The organism is Streptomyces sp. SID3343 (assembly GCF_009865215.1).
In the GTDB taxonomy this organism is placed as follows: domain Bacteria; phylum Actinomycetota; class Actinomycetes; order Streptomycetales; family Streptomycetaceae; genus Embleya.
The window spans coordinates 12,215-28,513 of record NZ_WWJX01000954.1; the positions used below are offsets into that span (position 1 = coordinate 12,215).

The window sequence follows — 16,299 nt, forward strand, 5'->3', positions numbered from 1 at the left end:
ACGACCTCGCCGCTCGGCCCGGTGGCACGTCGGGCGGCCTGCCGGGCACCCGGCCACCGGCTCACGCGGACCACCGCAACGCACCTCCCGGCGCCGCAGGCCACCGAAATCTCCGTTCTTCACTCGTACGAGGGGCCGCGGAGGGATCCGCTGCGCGCACGAACCCTTCGGCGCATACAGGCACTTGCTTCCCGCAGGAGCGCGCGAAGGAGCAGGGGGATCGCCATGGCGACAGCACGTGATCACGAATACCTGGTGTCGGGCGCACTCGCGCGGTGGGAGAGAGCGCGGGCGTTGGCCGCCGACGGGTCAAATGGCAGGGCAAGTCATCACTACATTCGGGCGCAAGGCATGTTCCTCTGCTACGTCAGTCGGGTTCCCAGGACTCCGGAGACGGTCGCCGTCCTTTACGCGTTCGGCAACCTGGGCCTGGAGTCCGTCCGGTTCCACGACCGGCTCGGCAGCGCGCGTGGTGCCCTGTCATCCGCTCGGATGTCGCTCGCCGCCGCGCATTCGGCCGACCCGACGGGCGGTGATCCGTCCCGGGTCGGTGAGGTGGTGGGCCGTGCGGACACCAGGCCCGTGTTCCAGCGGGTTCTGGGTGGGCGACCCGGCCCGCCGTTGTCGGCGCAGGCGCGGATCGCCACGGCTGCTGCCGCGCGGGTGCAACTGGCGGATCTCATCGGTCGATATGCGGCCCGCGACGAGCTGCGCGAGCCTCCCTGGCCGATCGGCAGCGGAGGCACCGTGAGTTGGCGGCGGGAATGCCGGCGGTGGCGGCGCGCCGTACTGCCCGCCTGCGCCGGCCTGGACCGCGAGACCGAGGGCCGCCGGATGGCCGCCGAGGGCCTTCGCTTCCACGACGAGTTGCGCGCGCTGTCACCGGACTACGCGTACCTGCTCGGATCGGTGCGCGACCTGCTCCCCGGCATCCGACGGGAGAACCGGTCGTGAGTTCGAGGCGTGCCGACACGTATTTCCGCAAGGGCCTGTCCCGCTGGGAGGACGGGCACCGGCTGCTGGAGTGGGGCCGTCCCGTGTGGGCCGCGAGGAGGTACCAACAAAGCACGCTTCAGTTCTTCGGCTACGTCCACGAGACGGGTTGGCGGCCGACCGCGCCGCCGTCGCACAGTGCGCGTGTCTTCCACGGCATGGGCGAATTGGCCCGCCAAACCGCCGAGACATTGGCGGGTCTGGGCGGACGGACCCGCCACACCTTGCGCTACGCGCGAATCGCCGTCGCCGTCACACACCTGGCCGATCCCACGCGCGGCGACCCGTTTCGCATCCGCTTCGGGGCGCCGGCGATCGGCCCGCCCGTGTTCAGCCTGGATCCGCGTTCCGGTGAAGAGTTGACGCCGCACGTGCGCACGGCATCGGCTGCGGCGGCCCGCCTGTACCTGGCGCGACTGATGCTGGGGTACCCGGGCTACGACGACGGCGAACGATGGCCGATCGGCACCGGGCAACGGATCTTCGTCACGCGTGAGGTGGCCCGTTTCAGGCGGGCCGTACTGCCGAGTTGCGTGGGTCTGGATCACGGCGCCGAGGCGCGACGGCTCGCGGACGAAGCGGTAGCCATGTACGCCGGATTGTGTCGCGTCGCCCCGCAGTATCGAGATCCCGCGCGGAAGGCCGCCGCGGCGCGCGCCGAAATCCACGCCTGTTGTCCGAACACGCCGGACCTCGACCGGCGGAGCCGGTGAATGCTCTCCTGGTACGAGGTATGGGGAGTGCTGGGCATCGTGCTCGTCGTGCTGTGCACGTGCGGACGGCGGGTGGCGTTCGTCGACAAGTACTGGGTCATCGGCTTCGCGATCGGGTTCTGCTGCTGTCTACCGGCTGCGGCGGGCGGTCGCTTCTACGGTTTCGGGGACCCGGACACCGCCGATGGCGGGTGGCTCCCCGTCGCGACGTATGTCGGTTTCGCGATAGCGAGCTTCGGTATGATCGCGCGCCTGGCGGCAGTGCGCGGGGATCTCGAACCCGCCGTCGACCGGGCGACCGAGGCCGAAGAGAAGCTGCGATGGTGTGTCCACCGCTCCGACCCCGAACTGCTCGACGAGACGATCGAGAGTTTTCGGTCCGCGGTCGGGCTGACCGCGCGCCCCGAACACGTTCCGGGTCCCCTCGCGCTGCGCCTGGACAATCTCGGTCACGCCAGACACGCCACTCATCTGGTGATGGCGCTGCGGCTGCGCTACGAGCGCTTTCGTCGGCCCGGCGACCTCGACGAGGCGATCGACGTCGCTCGCCGGACGCAGCGGGCCAGGTGGTGTCGCGGCACTCGGGGCGGCCGGTTGCTGTCGGAACTCGCGGGATGTCTGCGGCTGCGGTACGACCACCTCGGTGCCGCCGCCGACCTGGCCGAGGCCGAGAGCGCCGCTGCCGAGGCCGTCCGGCTGGTCAAGCCGGGGAGTCCGCATTTCGCGCCGTGTCGGGCCGAGGCGGCGGCCGTCGCGCGCAGCCGCTACGTACACGCTCGGGAGCCGCGCCACCTCGATGTCGCGGTGGATCAATTACAGGATCTGCTGGAGGTCACCCGTCGTCGCGGCTACACGCGGGCCGCGGACCTGACCACGCTGTGTCGCCTTCTGGTCCATCGGGGGGAGGTACGCGCCGCGTCGACCGACCTTGATCGGGCAGTCGACGCGGGCCGCACCGCACTCGACCACACGGGTCCGGGGCACGCCCTGTTCGATCTGTGCCAGAACAATCTGGCCCTCGCGCTGCGCACTCGCTACGAGGTGGCACATCGCGCGACCCGACTCGACGGCGAGTACACCTACCTGCTGCGTTCGCCGACGGCCGATCTCGACGAGGCGATCAGGCTGGCGGAACGGGCCGCCGCCGAGGTGTCGGTCGACGCGCCGGGACGCGCCGATCACCGGCTCAACCTGGCTCTGGCGCTGCACGCCCGGCACGACCGGGAGCACGACGCGGGGGATCTGCGCCGCGCGATCGCGGCGGCCCGGGAGGCGACCGAGCACGCCGGCGCCGACATCCCCACCCGGCTGAGGGCGGGACTTGTGTGGAGCGACATCGCGGTCTCGGCCGTCGACTACCCGGAAGCGGTGTCCGCGTTCGAGTCCGTCGTCGCGCTGCTGCCCCGCCTGGCACCGCGTGAACTGCGGCGCGTGGACCAGGAGTTCCGGCTCGGCAGATGGGCGGGCATCGCCGTGGCCGCCGCCGCGTGCGCGCTTGCCGAGGGTCGGCCGGACAAGGCGGTGGCGCTGTTGGAACAAGGTCGCGGTGTCCTGCTGTCCCGGACCCTGGACACCCGATCCGACCTCACCGCGCTGCGGGCCGAACACCCGCGACTGGCGAAACGGTTCACGGACCTGCGCGAAGCGTTGGACAGCTCGTTCGAACCCGCCGACGAGACGCCGACCAGGCTCGCCGAGGATGTCGCGGCGGCAAAGGCCCACGAGGAGGCTCGACGCCGGCGCCGGGTTCTCGCCGAGGACTGGGACGAGTTGCTGGAGCGCATCCGCGCCGAGCCGAACTTCGCGGAATTCGCGCGCACTCCCTCGTTCGAGCGGTGCCTCGCGCAGAGCCACCAGGGCCCGGTCGTCTACGTCAACGTCACCGCGCTGCGCTCCGATGCGATCATCCTCGAAGCCGGCCGGATCCGTACCGTTCGTCTGGCCGTCCGCCCCGCGGACGCCGCGCGGTGGACGAGCGTCCTGCACGACGCGGTCGCCGGCGACCGCATCGTCGACCTCGCGCAACGCGAGCCCGTCTTCGACGTCTTGGCCTGGCTCTGGGACACCGTGGCCGAGCCGGTCCTGGACGCGGTGGCCGCGCCCACCACAGGCGGGTCGAAGCCGCGAATGTGGTGGATTCCCACCGGACCGCTGGCCCTGTTGCCGATCCACGCCGCCGGGCATCACCGCCCCGGCGACGGTCGGTCCCGGTCCCTCCTCGACCGGACGATCCCCTCCTATGCCCCGACTGTGCGGTCCCTGGCGGCGGCACGCGCCCGACGCCCGACGTTGCCCGCGTCAGGGCATCCGCTGGTCGTCGCGATGACGCGAACGCCCGGCGCGGAGCCGCTGCCCCAGGCCGCCGCCGAGGCCGAGGCGATCCGGGGTTTCCTGCCCGACACCCGGATCCTGGCCGACCGTCGAGCCACTCGGGATCGCGTCCTGGCGGATCTGCCGCGCCACGCCTGGGCGCACTTCGCGTGCCACGCGGCAAGCGACCACGACGCGCCGTCGCGCGGCCGGCTCCTGCTCCACGATCATCGGGAGCGGCCGTTGACGGTGGCCGACATCGCCGGTCTCGACCTCGGTGCCGCAGAGCTGATCTACCTGTCGTCCTGCGACTCCGCGCGCACCGGGAGTCGGCACGCCGACGAGGCGATCCATCTCGCCTCCGCCTTCCAGCTCGCCGGTTTCTCGCAGGTCGTCGCGACCCTGTGGCCGGTCGTCGATCGCTTCGCCCTCGCGTTCGCGACCGACGTCTACCGAAAGCTCGCCCACGGCGACCAGCGAACCGACGCGGCGGCGGCAGTGCACCGGGCGACGTTGGAAGCCCGCGCGCAGTATCCGAACCTGCCCGGGCTGTGGGCCGGGCACGTGCACGTGGGGTCGTGATCAGCCGGGCGGTGGTGCCTGGGTACGGGTGGGCGTCGGCACGGTGCCGGGGCGGGACTCCGGAGCGGGCGCAGACACCGTGGCGGGTTCCGACGGGCCGCAGGCCGGCTCCGGGATCTCGTCCGTCGGCGAGTAGCCGCCGCGCCGCGCGCCCGGGTCGGCCAGCAGTGCCGCCTCGGCAGGAGTCAGGTCGAGCCGATCGTCGGCCGCGCTCGTCACGACGGCGCCACTTGGGTGCGGGTACCGGGCGAGAGCAGTTCGACGACGTCGACCTCACCCGCGCGCACATGCAGGCCGATGCTGCCGGCGATCCGGCGTACGAAGCTGCCGTCCGCATTCATCAACCACGCGGATTCGAGGAACACCTCCTGCGGTTGGGGATAGGCGGTGGCGTACGAACGGGACCCGTACCAGCCGCCGACCCACGCTCCGTCCCGCATGCGCATCCGCACGAAGCACGAACCCTGGTTGCGGAACATCCGATCCCACGCGGTGGGGGTGTCGTGATATCGCGCCGCGTCCCGGTGCCGACGCTCCCACCAGGTGAGCGCCACCGCTGCGGCGACAGGGACGAGCACGAACAGGATCAACCCCGCCAGCGCCACCGCGCGCGGCTGCCGGACGAGACCGTCCCAACGGTCCGCGCCCGGGCCCCGCACCACACGCACGATCAACGGCCCGGCCACGAGCAGATACATCGCGTCCAGCACGAGGGACGCCACCAGTGCCCGCAAAACCCGCTCGGCGAGATCCCGTTCGCCCGGGATCGGGCCGCGCAATCGCTCACGAACGAACTGGTGAGTGACCCCCGGCAACACGCAACAGATCAACAGCGCCACCTGCGACACCGTCGTCGGTGACTGTCCCATCACACGCCCCCCAGCCCTCCCGACGGGTCGGCGGACGCCCGCACGGACCACCGAACCCGAACCAACGCGACCGCCGTGGCAATGGCTCCGGCCGTGACCACCAACGGACGGTCGCGCACGAGCCATCGCCCGAGTTCGTCCGGCCAGACCATCAGTGCCGCCAATACCACCGCCCCGCCGAACCACAACACAGCCGCGACCAGGGCGTCGGAGCCCATCTCGATCAGCAGGAAGAGCCCGCCCAGGAACGCCATCACCCCGAACCCGAGCAGATCCGGATCCACTGCTCGCAGCAGCAGCGCCAGGCCGCCCACCGCCATCACGGTGGCCAACCCGACCCGCACCCGGCCGTGTCCCCGCAGCGGCGCACAGACCACCGCCAAGCCGCACCCGATCGAGGCCGCCGTCACCGCGCCGCTCACCCTCGTTCCCCCAGCCCGTCGACTCGCGTATCCCGACGCATCGACGCTAGGACCAGGTCTGTCCCTCGCACCCGTACATCACTCGAACGGATGACAAAACCGACTCGGGAACATCGGGATTCGATCGCCTCGACCAGTGCGGCCCCCTACCTCAGCGCAGGACACCTGCCGCACGCGCGGTCTGGAGCCATTCCGGGAACTCGTTCATCAGGTTGTCGAAGAGAACGTCGTCCGCCATGCGGCGGGGGTCCGCGCCGGCCTCGAAGAAGCCCGCGTTGTCGACCACCCGGAATTTGGGGGCCGGCAGGTCGTCCAAGCGGTGCAGGAAGCGGAACTCGTCGCGGCCGAAGCCGATGAACTGCCAGAAGATCGGCAGCCCGGCCGCCTTGCAGACGGCCTTCTCGGCGGCCTTCGCGTTGTTGGGAGCGCCGTCGGTCTGGAAGATCACGAAGGCCGGGTCGGTCGCGCCGCACGACCGGTAGTGGGCGATCACCGCGTCCATCGCGGACACGTAGTCGGTGGTGCCCATGTGGCCGTGCTGCTTGTGCAGTTCGGCCACCCGACCCTTGTAGTTGTCGAGCGAGATCTCCGCCGGCTCGTACGCCTTGGTGTCGAAGAAGATCACCGGCACCGTGCCGTCGTCGTCGAAGTGCGCCGCAGCGGCCAGGACTCGCTCCGCGAGCGCCTGCACACTGCCGTTCTTGTAGAACGGCCGCATGCTGCCGGAGCGGTCGAGCACCAGATAGACCGCGGCCCGAACTCCCGCGAGCCTGTTCTTCTCCAGACTGACACCGGCGGCCTTGTACAGGCTGACCAGCCCCGGCGCCGAGCGTTGGACCTTGTCGAGACTGACCGCCGACCCGCTTCCGCTGCGCACGGTGGCCGAGGGCGTGGCCGGCGCGGGCGGCGCCGCAGCGGCAGGCGGGGCCGCCGGCTTCGACTTCTTGCGACCGAACAGCGAGAAGGGCATGGTGGGGCTCCCAGCAGTCGAACGAGTCGTGTGGGAGCCCCCCTTGCGGGGTTTTCCCGGGCCCTACGGTCCCAGATCCGCCGCCCCTGCGAATAGGGGGGATCCCTCACGAATCGGCCATGTCGCATCCCGCCCGTCGCGCCCGCACCTGCTCGGCCGTCAGCCCCGGCGGCACGACCACGACATCGCCGACGTCACCGGCCCAGATCACCTGCGGCCCGAACGCCTCCGCGAGCGCCGCGACCGCCCGTTCCGCCGCACCCTCCCCCGGCGACCGGCACGTGAGCCCGGACACCGGCTCCTCGGCGCCCATCCGTTGCCGCGCCCCCGCGACCGCCACCGCGAGACCGCCCAGGTAGTGGGCGTCGGCCGCGCCGGGCCGCTCGGGCAACGGATCGGGCACCTCCGCCCCGTCGGCCCACAGGCTGAACCAACAGCGCGCCGACAACCCTTCGGCGCGCAGCACCGCGAGCACGTCACCAACGCCCGGGTAGGACGCCGCCCGCGCCTCCTCCAACAGATCCGCGGGCACCGGAGTCCCGAACGACTCGACGAACTCCAGGCCGCCTTCGCCGTCGGTGAACCACCGCAGCGGATTGATGTGCACGGTGCGGCTCATGCGACCTCCCGATTCGAGCCCCGACCTCGACCGCTCCCAGCATCCCGGGCCACTCCGACACGCTCGCCGGACGAGGCCCCGGGCGCCCCCGCTTGGGCCAAGCCGCCCGCCCCGCACGCCGGTTCGCCGACCACACCCGCACCCGCGCGGGCCGACGCCGCCCGGCGCCGCCGCGACGCGCGGTACCACTCCTGCCATTCGCGGGTCTCCTCGACGGCCGACACCCGCTTCATCGCGTACAGCCGGATCGGCGGTGAGCCGCGATAACGCAGATCGGGCATCGTCGCGTCGGGCTCCGCCATGAACCTCCCGAGCGCGGTCCGCGTCCAGCCCCGCCCCAGCACGACGGCCCGTGTCACGTAGTCCGCCCGCGCCTGATCCTTCGTCAATACCACAGCCATGTCGGCCTCCCCGAGGTCACCCGAGCCGGTCTCGTACCGACTCCGACTCCCAAGGTAGGCACCCTCGTTCCCGCCTGCCGGAGCCCTGTGCAGAACCGTTTTTGCTACTCGGCAAAGTCGACAAGCGGGGACTCCGTCGGGCCGTGACGCAACAAGCCACATCGCCCCCGGGAAAGGACAAGCCATGGCAGCCCGCGCATCACACCACCCGCAGCCGCCCCTCGTCAGCGAGCCCCAAAGTCAGCCAAGGACAGGACCGCGAGGCCGAATCGGGCCGCCTCCGTCGCGGTAAAACCGCAACCGCCACACAAAACGCAACGGGTGGCGCGGGAAGCACGAGACCGCGAGGCCGAATCGGGCCACCCCAGTCGCGGTAAAACCGCAGCCGCCACACAAAACGCAACGGGTGGGCGGGTGGGAACAAACCCCCGGCCCACCAAACGCGAAACCGCAGCCCGCCCCCAAAGGCACCCCACGCCGAAGGGCGACCGAGCCCCCCGACTCGATCGCCCTTCGCCACTCTCAAACCGCGTCAGCGGTAACGTCACCCACCTACCGCTCAAACCGCCTTGGTCTCCGCCACACCCTCGCCCGGAGCCGTCTCCTTCACAGCCTTCGGCTTCGCGTCGATCCCCGCCTCACGCCGCTGCTGCACCGTGATCGGCGACGGCGCCCCGGTCAACGGGTCGCCCCCGGACGCGGTCTTCGGGAAGGCGATGACATCGCGAATCGACTCCGCCCCACCCAACAACGCCACCAACCGGTCCAACCCCAACGCGATCCCGCCGTGCGGCGGCGGCCCGTACGCGAACGCGTCCAGCAGGAAGCCGAACTGCGACTGCGCCTCCTCGTCCGACATCCCGATCGCCGTGAACGCGCGCTCCTGCACGTCGCGCCGGTGGATACGAATCGACCCGCCGCCGACCTCGGTGCCGTTGAGCACGATGTCGTAGGCGTTCGACAGCGCCTCGCCCGGGTTCTTGTCGAACGAGTCGACCCACTCCGCCGTAGGCGCGGTGAACGGGTGGTGGATCGCGTGCCAGCCCTGGTGGTTGCCGGCCGCGTCCTCGATCGGTTCGAACATCGGGAAGTCCACGACCCACAGGAAGTTCCACGCGGACTCGTCGATCAGGTCGCCGCGTCGGGCGATCTCCAGGCGCGCCGCGCCGAGCAGTTCGAGCGAGGCCGTGCGCCGCCCGGCCGAGAAGAAGATGCAGTCGCCCTTCGCCGCACCGGTCGCCTCGACCAGCCCGGCCAGGTGCTCCTCGGACAGGTTCTTGGCCACCGGGCCGCGCAGTTCCCCCGTCTCCGCGTCCACGAGCACGTACGCCAGGCCGCGCGCGCCACGCGCCTTGGCCCAGTCCTGCCACCCGTCGAGTTCCTTGCGGGTCTGCGCCGCGCCGCCGGGCATCACCACCGCGCCGGTGAACTCGGACTGGAACACCCGGAAGGACGTGCCCTCGAAGTAGCCCGTCAAGTCGACCAGTTCGCACCCGAAGCGGGTGTCCGGCTTGTCCGAGCCGTAGCGCGTCATCGCCTCGGCGTACGGCAGCCGCGGCAGCGGCAGGGTGATCTCCACGCCGTGCACCTCGCGCCACACGCGAGCGATCAGCTTCTCGGTCAGCGCGAGGATGTCCTCGGCGTCGCAGAACGACATCTCGACGTCGAGCTGGGTGAACTCCGGCTGCCGGTCGGCCCGGAAGTCCTCGTCCCGGAAGCAACGCGCGATCTGGTAGTAGCGCTCCATGCCGGCCACCATGAGCAACTGCTTGAACAGCTGCGGCGACTGCGGAAGCGCGTACCACGAGCCCGGCTGCAGACGCACCGGAACCAGGAAGTCGCGCGCGCCCTCGGGCGTGGACCGGGTCAGGTACGGCGTCTCGATGTCGAGGAAGTCGTGGTCCTCCATCACCTCGCGGATGATCCGCGTGACCTTGGACCGAAGCCGCAGGTTGCGGGCCATCGGCGCGCGGCGCAGGTCGAGGTAGCGGTGCTTGAGCCGCACCTCCTCGTTGACCGTGCCCGGCGTGTACTCCTCGATCGGGAACGGCAGCGGCGCCGCCTCCGAGAGGATCTCGAAGTCGTCCACGACGACCTCGACCGCGCCGGTGGGGATCTCGGTGTTCTCGTTGCCGTCCGGACGCACCCGCACGTCGCCGGTGATCTTGACGCAGAACTCGGAGCGCAGGTTGTGCACGGTCTCCAGGTCGCGGAAGACGACCTGGACCGTGCCCGACGCGTCCCGCAGGTCCACGAACGCCACGCCGCCGTGATCGCGCCGCCGGGCCACCCAGCCGGCGAGCGTCACGGTGTGGCCGGCGTGCTCGGCGCGGAGCGTACCGGCGTCATGGGTGCGGATCACTGAAGCTTCTCCTTCAAGACGGTGACGACCTGGTCGAGCGGGACAGCGGTCTGCTCCCCGTTCATCAGGTCCTTGATCTGGGCGATGCCGTCGGCGAGATCGCGGTCGCCCACGACGATGGCGTAGCGGGCGCCGGATTGCGACGCGGCCTTCATGGCGCCCTTGAGCTTCTTCCCCCCGAACGCCATGTCGGCGGGGATGTCCTCGATGCGCAGCTGGGTGATCATGCCGAACACCGCGCGCCGAGCCGGGTCGCCGATCGCGACGCCGTACACGTCGCAGTCGGCGGGGGTCTCGACGGCCTGGCCCTCGGCCTCCATCGCCAACATCGTGCGGCCGATGCCCAACGCCCAGCCCACCGACGGCAGGTCGGGGCCGCCGAGGTCCTGGGACAGCCCGTCGTAGCGCCCGCCCCCGCCGATGGCCGACTGCGCGCCGAGCCCGTCGTGGACGAACTCGAACGTGGTGCGGTTGTAGTAGTCCAGGCCGCGCACGAGCCTGGGCGTGTCCTCGTAGGGGATCTTGAGCTCGTCGAGCATCGAGCGCACGAACGCGTGGTGCGCCGCGCACGCCTCGCACAGGTTGTCGGTGATCAGCGGCGCGTCCGCGATCATCGCCTGGACCTCGGGGCGCTTGTCGTCGAGCACCCGAAGGGGGTTGATCTCGGCCCGCCGGTGCGTGTCCTCGTCGAGGTCGACGCCGCGCAGGAAGTCCTGGAGCTTGGCGCGGTACAGCGGCCGGCACTCGCGGCAGCCGAGCGAGTTGAGCAGGAGCCGGTAGTCGCGCAGCCCGAGCTTGCCGAAGCCCTCGGCGGCGAGCGCGATCATCTCGACGTCCACCAGCGGGTCGTCGCTGCCGATCGCCTCGGCGCCGACCTGGGTGAACTGCCGGGTGCGGCCGGCCTGGGGCCGCTCGTAGCGGTAGTACGAGCCGAAGTACCAGAGCTTGACCGGCAGCCGGCCGTTGTACAGGTTGTGCTGGAGCACGGACCGCACCACGGCCGCGGTGCCCTCGGGACGCAGCGTCAGCGATCGGCCGCCGCGGTCCTCGAAGGTGTACATCTCCTTGGTGACGATGTCGGTGGACTCGCCGACGCCGCGCAGGAAGAGACCGGTCTCCTCGAAGGTGGGGGTCTCGATGTACTGGAACCCGGCGTCGCGCAGCTCCAGGCCGAACTGGATCCGGATCCGGTTGAACGTCTCCGAGTACGGCGGGAGCATGTCGAAGGTGCCCTTGGGGGCGTTGAAAGTACTCACGGTGTGAAAATCCGTCACATTCCTCGGTGCGGTCCCGCGGGCGGCGCCAACTCTTGCAGGTAAGGATTCGTCGCGCGCTCGCGGCCGATCGTCGTCTGGGGGCCGTGCCCGGACAGGACGACGGTCTCGTCCGGCAGCGGCAGACACACCCGCGACAGGGAGCGCATCATCTGCGCGTGGTCGCCGCCGGGGAGGTCGGTGCGTCCGATGGAGCCGGCGAACAGCAGGTCACCCGAGTACAGGATCGGCGGGATGTCCGCCGAGCCCTGGGTGCCGAAGGCCACCGACCCCTGTGTATGGCCGGGCGCATGATGGACCGTCAGTTCGAGGCCGGCGAGTTCGAGCACGGCGCCGTCGGTGAGCAGGCGCACGTCTTCGGGCTCGGTGAACGTCATGCCGCCGAACAGTTGCTGCCCCACGCCCAGCGACAGGCCCTTGCCGGGGTTGGACAGCATGTCGCGGTCGTCGGGGTGGATCCACGCGGGCACCTTGTGCTCGGCGCAGACCGGGACGACGGAGAACATGTGATCGATGTGCCCGTGGGTCAGCACGACCGCCACCGGGCGCAGCTTGTGCTCGCGGATGATGTCCTGCACGCCGTCGAACGCGTTCTGCCCGGGGTCGACGATGACGCATTCCTCGCCGGCGGCAGGGGCGACCACATAACAGTTGGTCTGGAACGACCCTGCGGGGAACCCGGCGACGATCACGTTCGTCCTCTCGGTCTCGGGGTCTTCCGGCGGCGGGGCAAGCACGGAAGTATGCGGCGGACGTGGGAATCAGGTATGAGACTACCGGCGCGCGGGGGCGGATCGCGAACCCGTTCACCACCGGTGGAAGACGCTGGTAAAAGAACAGGCACGGGGCGGGTGCCTAGACTGTGCGCGAGTTGCGACCGGTCCCGGTGCCACGGGATCGCCGCAGGTCGGGACCGGTGCACGGATCCCGTCACCCCGCACGGTCCGCGCCCGACCGGCGGGTGTCCAAGGTCGAGTTCCATCCACATCGAGTCCGATCGAATCCAGGAGAGCACGCGGTGGTCACCAAACAGCAGCGACAGCGGCAGCTCGCGCGCGAGAAGTTCGAGCGCCAGCAGGAGCGGCGGTCGACCGTCCATGCGCGTCGGCGGCGGCGCAACCAGGTCATCGCGGCGGTGGCGGCGGTAGTCGTCGTGGCCGGTGGTGGCGCGTGGCTCGCGGTGTCGGCGGGCGGTGACGACGACAAGAAGACGACCGAAGCGGCGGCCTCGAACCCGCCGGACACGCAGCCGAGCGCGCAGCCGTCCGCGTCGACCGCACCGGCGGCGAACACCAAGCCGACCACGTGCGCGGCGCCGGCCCCGGGCGAGCCGACGAAGGAGCAGTTCGGCGAGGAGCCCAAGCTCACGATCGACGACAAGGCGTCGTACACGATGACGCTCAAGACCTCGTGTGGCGAGGTGGTCGTCGCGCTGGAGGCGGCGAAGGCCCCGCACACGGTGAACTCGTTCAACTTCCTCGCGGGCAAGAAGTTCTTCGACCACACCCCGTGCCACCGGCTGACCACGGGCGGCCTCGCGGTGCTCCAGTGCGGCGACCCGACCGGAAGCGGTACCGGCGGTCCCGGCTACAAGTTCGTCGACGAGAACCTGGGTACGGCGGGCGCCGACGGCTCGGCGGACTACCCGGCGGGCACGGTCGCGATGGCCAACTCCGGTCCCGGCACCAACGGCAGCCAGTTCTTCCTGGTCACCGGCGACAGCAAGCTACCGCCGAACTACACCCCGTTCGGCAAGGTCACCTCGGGCATGGACGTGCTCGCGAAGATCGCCGCCGCGGGTACCGCGGACAACTCCAGTGACGGCGCTCCGCACGAGAAGGTCGTCATCGACACCCTGACCGTGGACAAGAAGTAACCGACCGGACGCATGTTCCACTCCGGTCCCGGGGCGGCGGCCGGGCCGTCGCCCCGGGGTCCTGTGTAAAGTGCGCCGCATTCAGCATCGAAGGAGGCCGCTGTGAGCAGCGACCCGTGGGGCCGCGTGGACGAGCAGGGAAACGTCTTTGTCAAGACGGCGGACGGTGAGCGCTCCGTCGGTTCGTGGCAGGCGGGTTCCCCGGACGAGGCCCTGGCCTACTTCCGGCGCAAGTACGAGGGACTCGCCGTCGAGGTGGAGTTGCTCGCGCGCAGGGTACGTACGACCGACATCGCGCCCAAGGACGCGCATCACGCGCTGGAGCGGCTGCGCGCGAGCATCGTGGACGCCAACGCGGTGGGCGACCTGGAGGCGCTGGTCAAGCGGCTCGACGCGCTGGTGACCGTGGTGGACTCCAAGCGCGAGGAGCGCAAGGCCACCCGCGCGAAGGCGCAGGAGGAGGCGCAGGGCGCCAAGGAGCGCATCGTCGCCGAGGCCGAGCAGCTCGGGGCGAGCACCGACTGGCGGCCGGCGGGCGAGCGGCTGCGCGCGCTCGTCGACGCGTGGAAGGCCGTGCCGCGGCTCGACCGCAAGGCGGACGACGAACTGTGGCACCGGTTCTCCCAGGCGCGGTCCAACTTCGCCAAGCGCCGCAAGGCGCACTTCGCGGAGCTGGACGGCCAGCGCGACTCGGCCAAGCGGGTCAAGGAGAAGCTGGTCGAGGCGGCCGAGGCGCTGTCGACGTCCACCGAGTGGACCGACACCGCGGCGCGCTACCGCGACCTGATGAACGACTGGAAGGCCGCGGGGCGGGCCCAGCGCGACGTCGAGGAAGAGCTGTGGCAGCGCTTCCGCGCCGCGCAGGACGTGTTCTTCGCGGCACGCAGCGAGGTGTTCGCCGAGCGCGACGCCGAGCAGCGGGAGAACCAGGCCGCGAAGGATCTGCTGCTCACCGAGGCGGAAGCGATCGTGCCGGTCACGGACGTCAAGGTCGCGCGCGCGGCGTTGCGTTCGATCAACGACCGGTGGGAGGCCATCGGTCACGTGCCGCGTGACGCCCGGCCGAAGATGGAGGCTCGCCTCCAGACGGTCGAGCGGGCGATCCGCGAGGCCGAGGAAGACCTGTGGAAGCGCACGAACCCGGAGGCTCGGGCCCGTGCGCAGGCTGCGGTCGACCAGATCCAGGCGTCGATCGACAAGCTGACCCAGCAGGCCGAGAAGGCGCGTGCGGCGGGCAACGAGCGCAAGCTGCGCGAGGCCGAGGAGTCGATCACCGCCCGTGCGGAGTGGTTGGCCGAGGCGAACAAGGCGCTGGCGGAGTTCTCCGGCTGAGCCGAGCAGTCCTCGAACGCCGGGCGGGCCGACATCGGCCCGCCCGGCGTTTGCGTTGCCCGCGTGACGTCTTGACGTCGGGCGCCGTTGCGCCCGAGTAGTACCTGCTCGGCGTGATGTTCACGATGCGCGGTAGGCGCGGTGCCGGTGTGCGGTGTGCCGATGGGCGGGTGCGTGCGATGTGCGGGTGCGCTTGGTGCGCGCTGCGGCATTCGGGTGAGTTGTACAACAAAACGGTCGGTCGGAAAAGGGCGACGGCGGACAGTTGACGCAGGTCCTGCTGGAGCGCCTGTGCCCGCCCGGAGGTTGCCATGCCCGTCCGCGCCCTGCTCGTCGACGACTCCCCGCATCGCGCGGGCCTGCGGCCGGCCCTGGACACGGCCGAGGACATCGTCGTGGTCGGCGAGGCCCGCACCGTGGAGGAGGCCGTACGGCTCGCCGCCGAACTGCGCCCCGACGTCGTACTGATGGACCTGCTGGTGCCCCACCGGCCGGGGATCGACGCCACCCGGGCGATCACCGCGACGGCCGATCCCCCACGCGTGCTCGTGGTCTCGATCGCCGAGGACGACGACGCGCCGCTCGCGACGCTGCGCGCGAGCGGGCCCGGCTTCGCGGACCGGGCCGCGCGACGCGAGCAGGTCGTCCGTGCGGTGTGGAAAGTCGCCGAGGGCGGCGCCGTGTTCGGCCCGATGGTCGCCGGGCGGTTCGGTGTGTACTTCACCGCCGGACCCGAACTCCCTTGCCCCGCCCCGTTTCCGGACCTGACCACACGCGAGCGCGAGATCCTGGAACTGATCGCGTGCGGACACGACAACCGGCAGATCGCACGCCGGCTCACGGTCGCGGACAAGACGGTCCGCAACCACGTGTCGAACCTGTTCGCCAAGCTCGGCGTATCCGGCCGCACGCAGGCCGCTGCGCGGGCTCGCGACGCGGGCTTCGGCCGCTGACCGCAAGGTGGCCGATCGCCCGCGCGAGCCGACCCATCGGGCCGGCGAAGTGGCGGTGTACCGCGCCGGGTCGACGTCGGGCAGTACGCGGACGGCCTACGCGCCGACCCCGTTGCGGCGTACAGTTCCGGTCACGGAATCGCCGGGAACGAGCCGGGGCGAAGGGCAGCCGCCGATCGCTTCGAACCCGCGTTCGTGGCACCGCTGTCGGCCGGGACACCAACCGCCGCGGCCCGGCGGTTCGCGCGCCGCGAGTGATGGCAACAGGTTGCTTCCGGTTTCCGGACCCGCGTTCGCGGACGGCCGCCCATCCACCATCATGTGACGCGCCATCATGAAGGTTCGAGGACATTGCACGGGGGGACCCATGACCGATCCGGATCCGCTGATCGAATTCGCCGCCGCGCTCAGAGCGGTACGGGAAGCGGCGGGTGACGTACCGTCAGCCGAATTGGCACAGCACGCGGGGATCGACGAGAGCGTGCTCGGCGCGGCGCTCTCCGGTGGCATGCTCCCGTCCCTGGGAGTGACCATGGCGATCGTACGGGCGTGCGGCGCGACGCCCGAGGGCTGGGAGGCCAAGTGGCGTGAGGTTGCCGCCGCACACCTGGCCGCCCCGGCCC

The 16,299-nt window shown here is 70.9% G+C and carries 16 protein-coding genes; 7 read left to right on the forward strand and 9 right to left on the reverse strand.

Translation table 11 applies throughout. From position 1 onward, the window contains the following. Nucleotides 1–225 precede the first annotated feature (225 nt). Genes GT354_RS29820 through GT354_RS29830 form a run of 3 tightly spaced genes read left to right on the forward strand, consistent with a single transcriptional unit; the run spans nucleotide 226 to nucleotide 4,598 of the window. On the forward strand, nucleotides 226–954 hold the full coding sequence (locus GT354_RS29820; protein WP_161359479.1) for a hypothetical protein: 729 nt from the start codon (nucleotides 226–228) through the stop codon (nucleotides 952–954). Next, nucleotides 951–1,706 (forward strand): hypothetical protein, encoded by a 756-nt coding sequence (locus tag GT354_RS29825; RefSeq protein ID WP_161359480.1) that lies wholly within the window; start codon nucleotides 951–953, stop codon nucleotides 1,704–1,706. The genes GT354_RS29820 and GT354_RS29825 overlap by 4 nt, the downstream gene beginning before the upstream one ends. Beyond that, a complete protein-coding gene (locus tag GT354_RS29830) occupies nucleotides 1,707–4,598 on the forward strand; it encodes a CHAT domain-containing protein (RefSeq protein WP_161359481.1) in 2,892 nt (963 codons plus the stop codon). It abuts the gene before it with no gap. Here the strand turns inward: GT354_RS29830 and GT354_RS29835 are convergent, their stop codons facing one another. From GT354_RS29835 to GT354_RS29875, 9 genes are all read right to left on the reverse strand, one after another. Then, the gene (locus GT354_RS29835) at nucleotides 4,599–4,817 is read right to left on the reverse strand and encodes a hypothetical protein (protein WP_161359482.1); all 219 of its coding nucleotides are present in this window, start codon (nucleotides 4,815–4,817) and stop codon (nucleotides 4,599–4,601) included. Further along, nucleotides 4,814–5,467, reverse strand: coding sequence for a DUF6338 family protein (locus GT354_RS29840; RefSeq protein ID WP_161359483.1), 654 nt, complete (start codon nucleotides 5,465–5,467; stop codon nucleotides 4,814–4,816). The genes GT354_RS29835 and GT354_RS29840 overlap by 4 nt, the downstream gene beginning before the upstream one ends. After that, nucleotides 5,467–5,889, reverse strand: a complete 423-nt coding sequence (locus GT354_RS29845; protein WP_161359484.1) for a hypothetical protein — start codon at nucleotides 5,887–5,889, stop codon at nucleotides 5,467–5,469. Before GT354_RS29845 ends, GT354_RS29840 begins: the two co-directional genes overlap by 1 nt. 151 nt (nucleotides 5,890–6,040) lie before the next feature. After that, on the reverse strand, nucleotides 6,041–6,859 hold the full coding sequence (locus GT354_RS29850) for a VWA domain-containing protein (RefSeq protein ID WP_202512470.1): 819 nt from the start codon (nucleotides 6,857–6,859) through the stop codon (nucleotides 6,041–6,043). Between the two features lie 106 nt (nucleotides 6,860–6,965). After that, nucleotides 6,966–7,478, reverse strand: coding sequence for a hypothetical protein (locus GT354_RS29855; protein ID WP_161359485.1), 513 nt, complete (start codon nucleotides 7,476–7,478; stop codon nucleotides 6,966–6,968). Next, the gene (locus tag GT354_RS29860) at nucleotides 7,475–7,879 is read right to left on the reverse strand and encodes a hypothetical protein (protein WP_161359486.1); all 405 of its coding nucleotides are present in this window, start codon (nucleotides 7,877–7,879) and stop codon (nucleotides 7,475–7,477) included. Before GT354_RS29860 ends, GT354_RS29855 begins: the two co-directional genes overlap by 4 nt. Before the next feature lie 559 nt (nucleotides 7,880–8,438). Then, nucleotides 8,439–10,241 (reverse strand): aspartate--tRNA ligase, encoded by a 1,803-nt coding sequence (aspS, locus tag GT354_RS29865; RefSeq protein WP_161359487.1) that lies wholly within the window; start codon nucleotides 10,239–10,241, stop codon nucleotides 8,439–8,441. Further along, on the reverse strand, nucleotides 10,238–11,497 hold the full coding sequence (gene hisS / locus GT354_RS29870; RefSeq protein ID WP_161359488.1) for a histidine--tRNA ligase: 1,260 nt from the start codon (nucleotides 11,495–11,497) through the stop codon (nucleotides 10,238–10,240). The genes aspS and hisS overlap by 4 nt, the downstream gene beginning before the upstream one ends. Before the next feature lie 14 nt (nucleotides 11,498–11,511). Then, on the reverse strand, nucleotides 11,512–12,207 hold the full coding sequence (locus GT354_RS29875) for an MBL fold metallo-hydrolase (protein WP_161359489.1): 696 nt from the start codon (nucleotides 12,205–12,207) through the stop codon (nucleotides 11,512–11,514). A 326-nt stretch (nucleotides 12,208–12,533) separates the two neighbouring features. On the opposite strand from GT354_RS29875, the gene GT354_RS29880 reads away from it, so the two are divergent. The 4 genes from GT354_RS29880 to GT354_RS29895 all read left to right on the forward strand — a co-directional run. Next, on the forward strand, nucleotides 12,534–13,391 hold the full coding sequence (locus GT354_RS29880) for a peptidylprolyl isomerase (RefSeq protein ID WP_161359490.1): 858 nt from the start codon (nucleotides 12,534–12,536) through the stop codon (nucleotides 13,389–13,391). A 102-nt stretch (nucleotides 13,392–13,493) separates the two neighbouring features. Next, entirely contained in the window at nucleotides 13,494–14,723 is a 1,230-nt protein-coding gene (locus GT354_RS29885; protein WP_161359491.1) for a DUF349 domain-containing protein, read from the forward strand. Between the two features lie 311 nt (nucleotides 14,724–15,034). After that, nucleotides 15,035–15,676, forward strand: a complete 642-nt coding sequence (locus GT354_RS29890; RefSeq protein ID WP_161359492.1) for a response regulator transcription factor — start codon at nucleotides 15,035–15,037, stop codon at nucleotides 15,674–15,676. Nucleotides 15,677–16,043: 367 nt separating this feature from the next. Then, on the forward strand, nucleotides 16,044–16,299 hold a 256-nt coding region (locus GT354_RS29895; protein WP_161359493.1), incomplete at its 3' end, for a helix-turn-helix transcriptional regulator.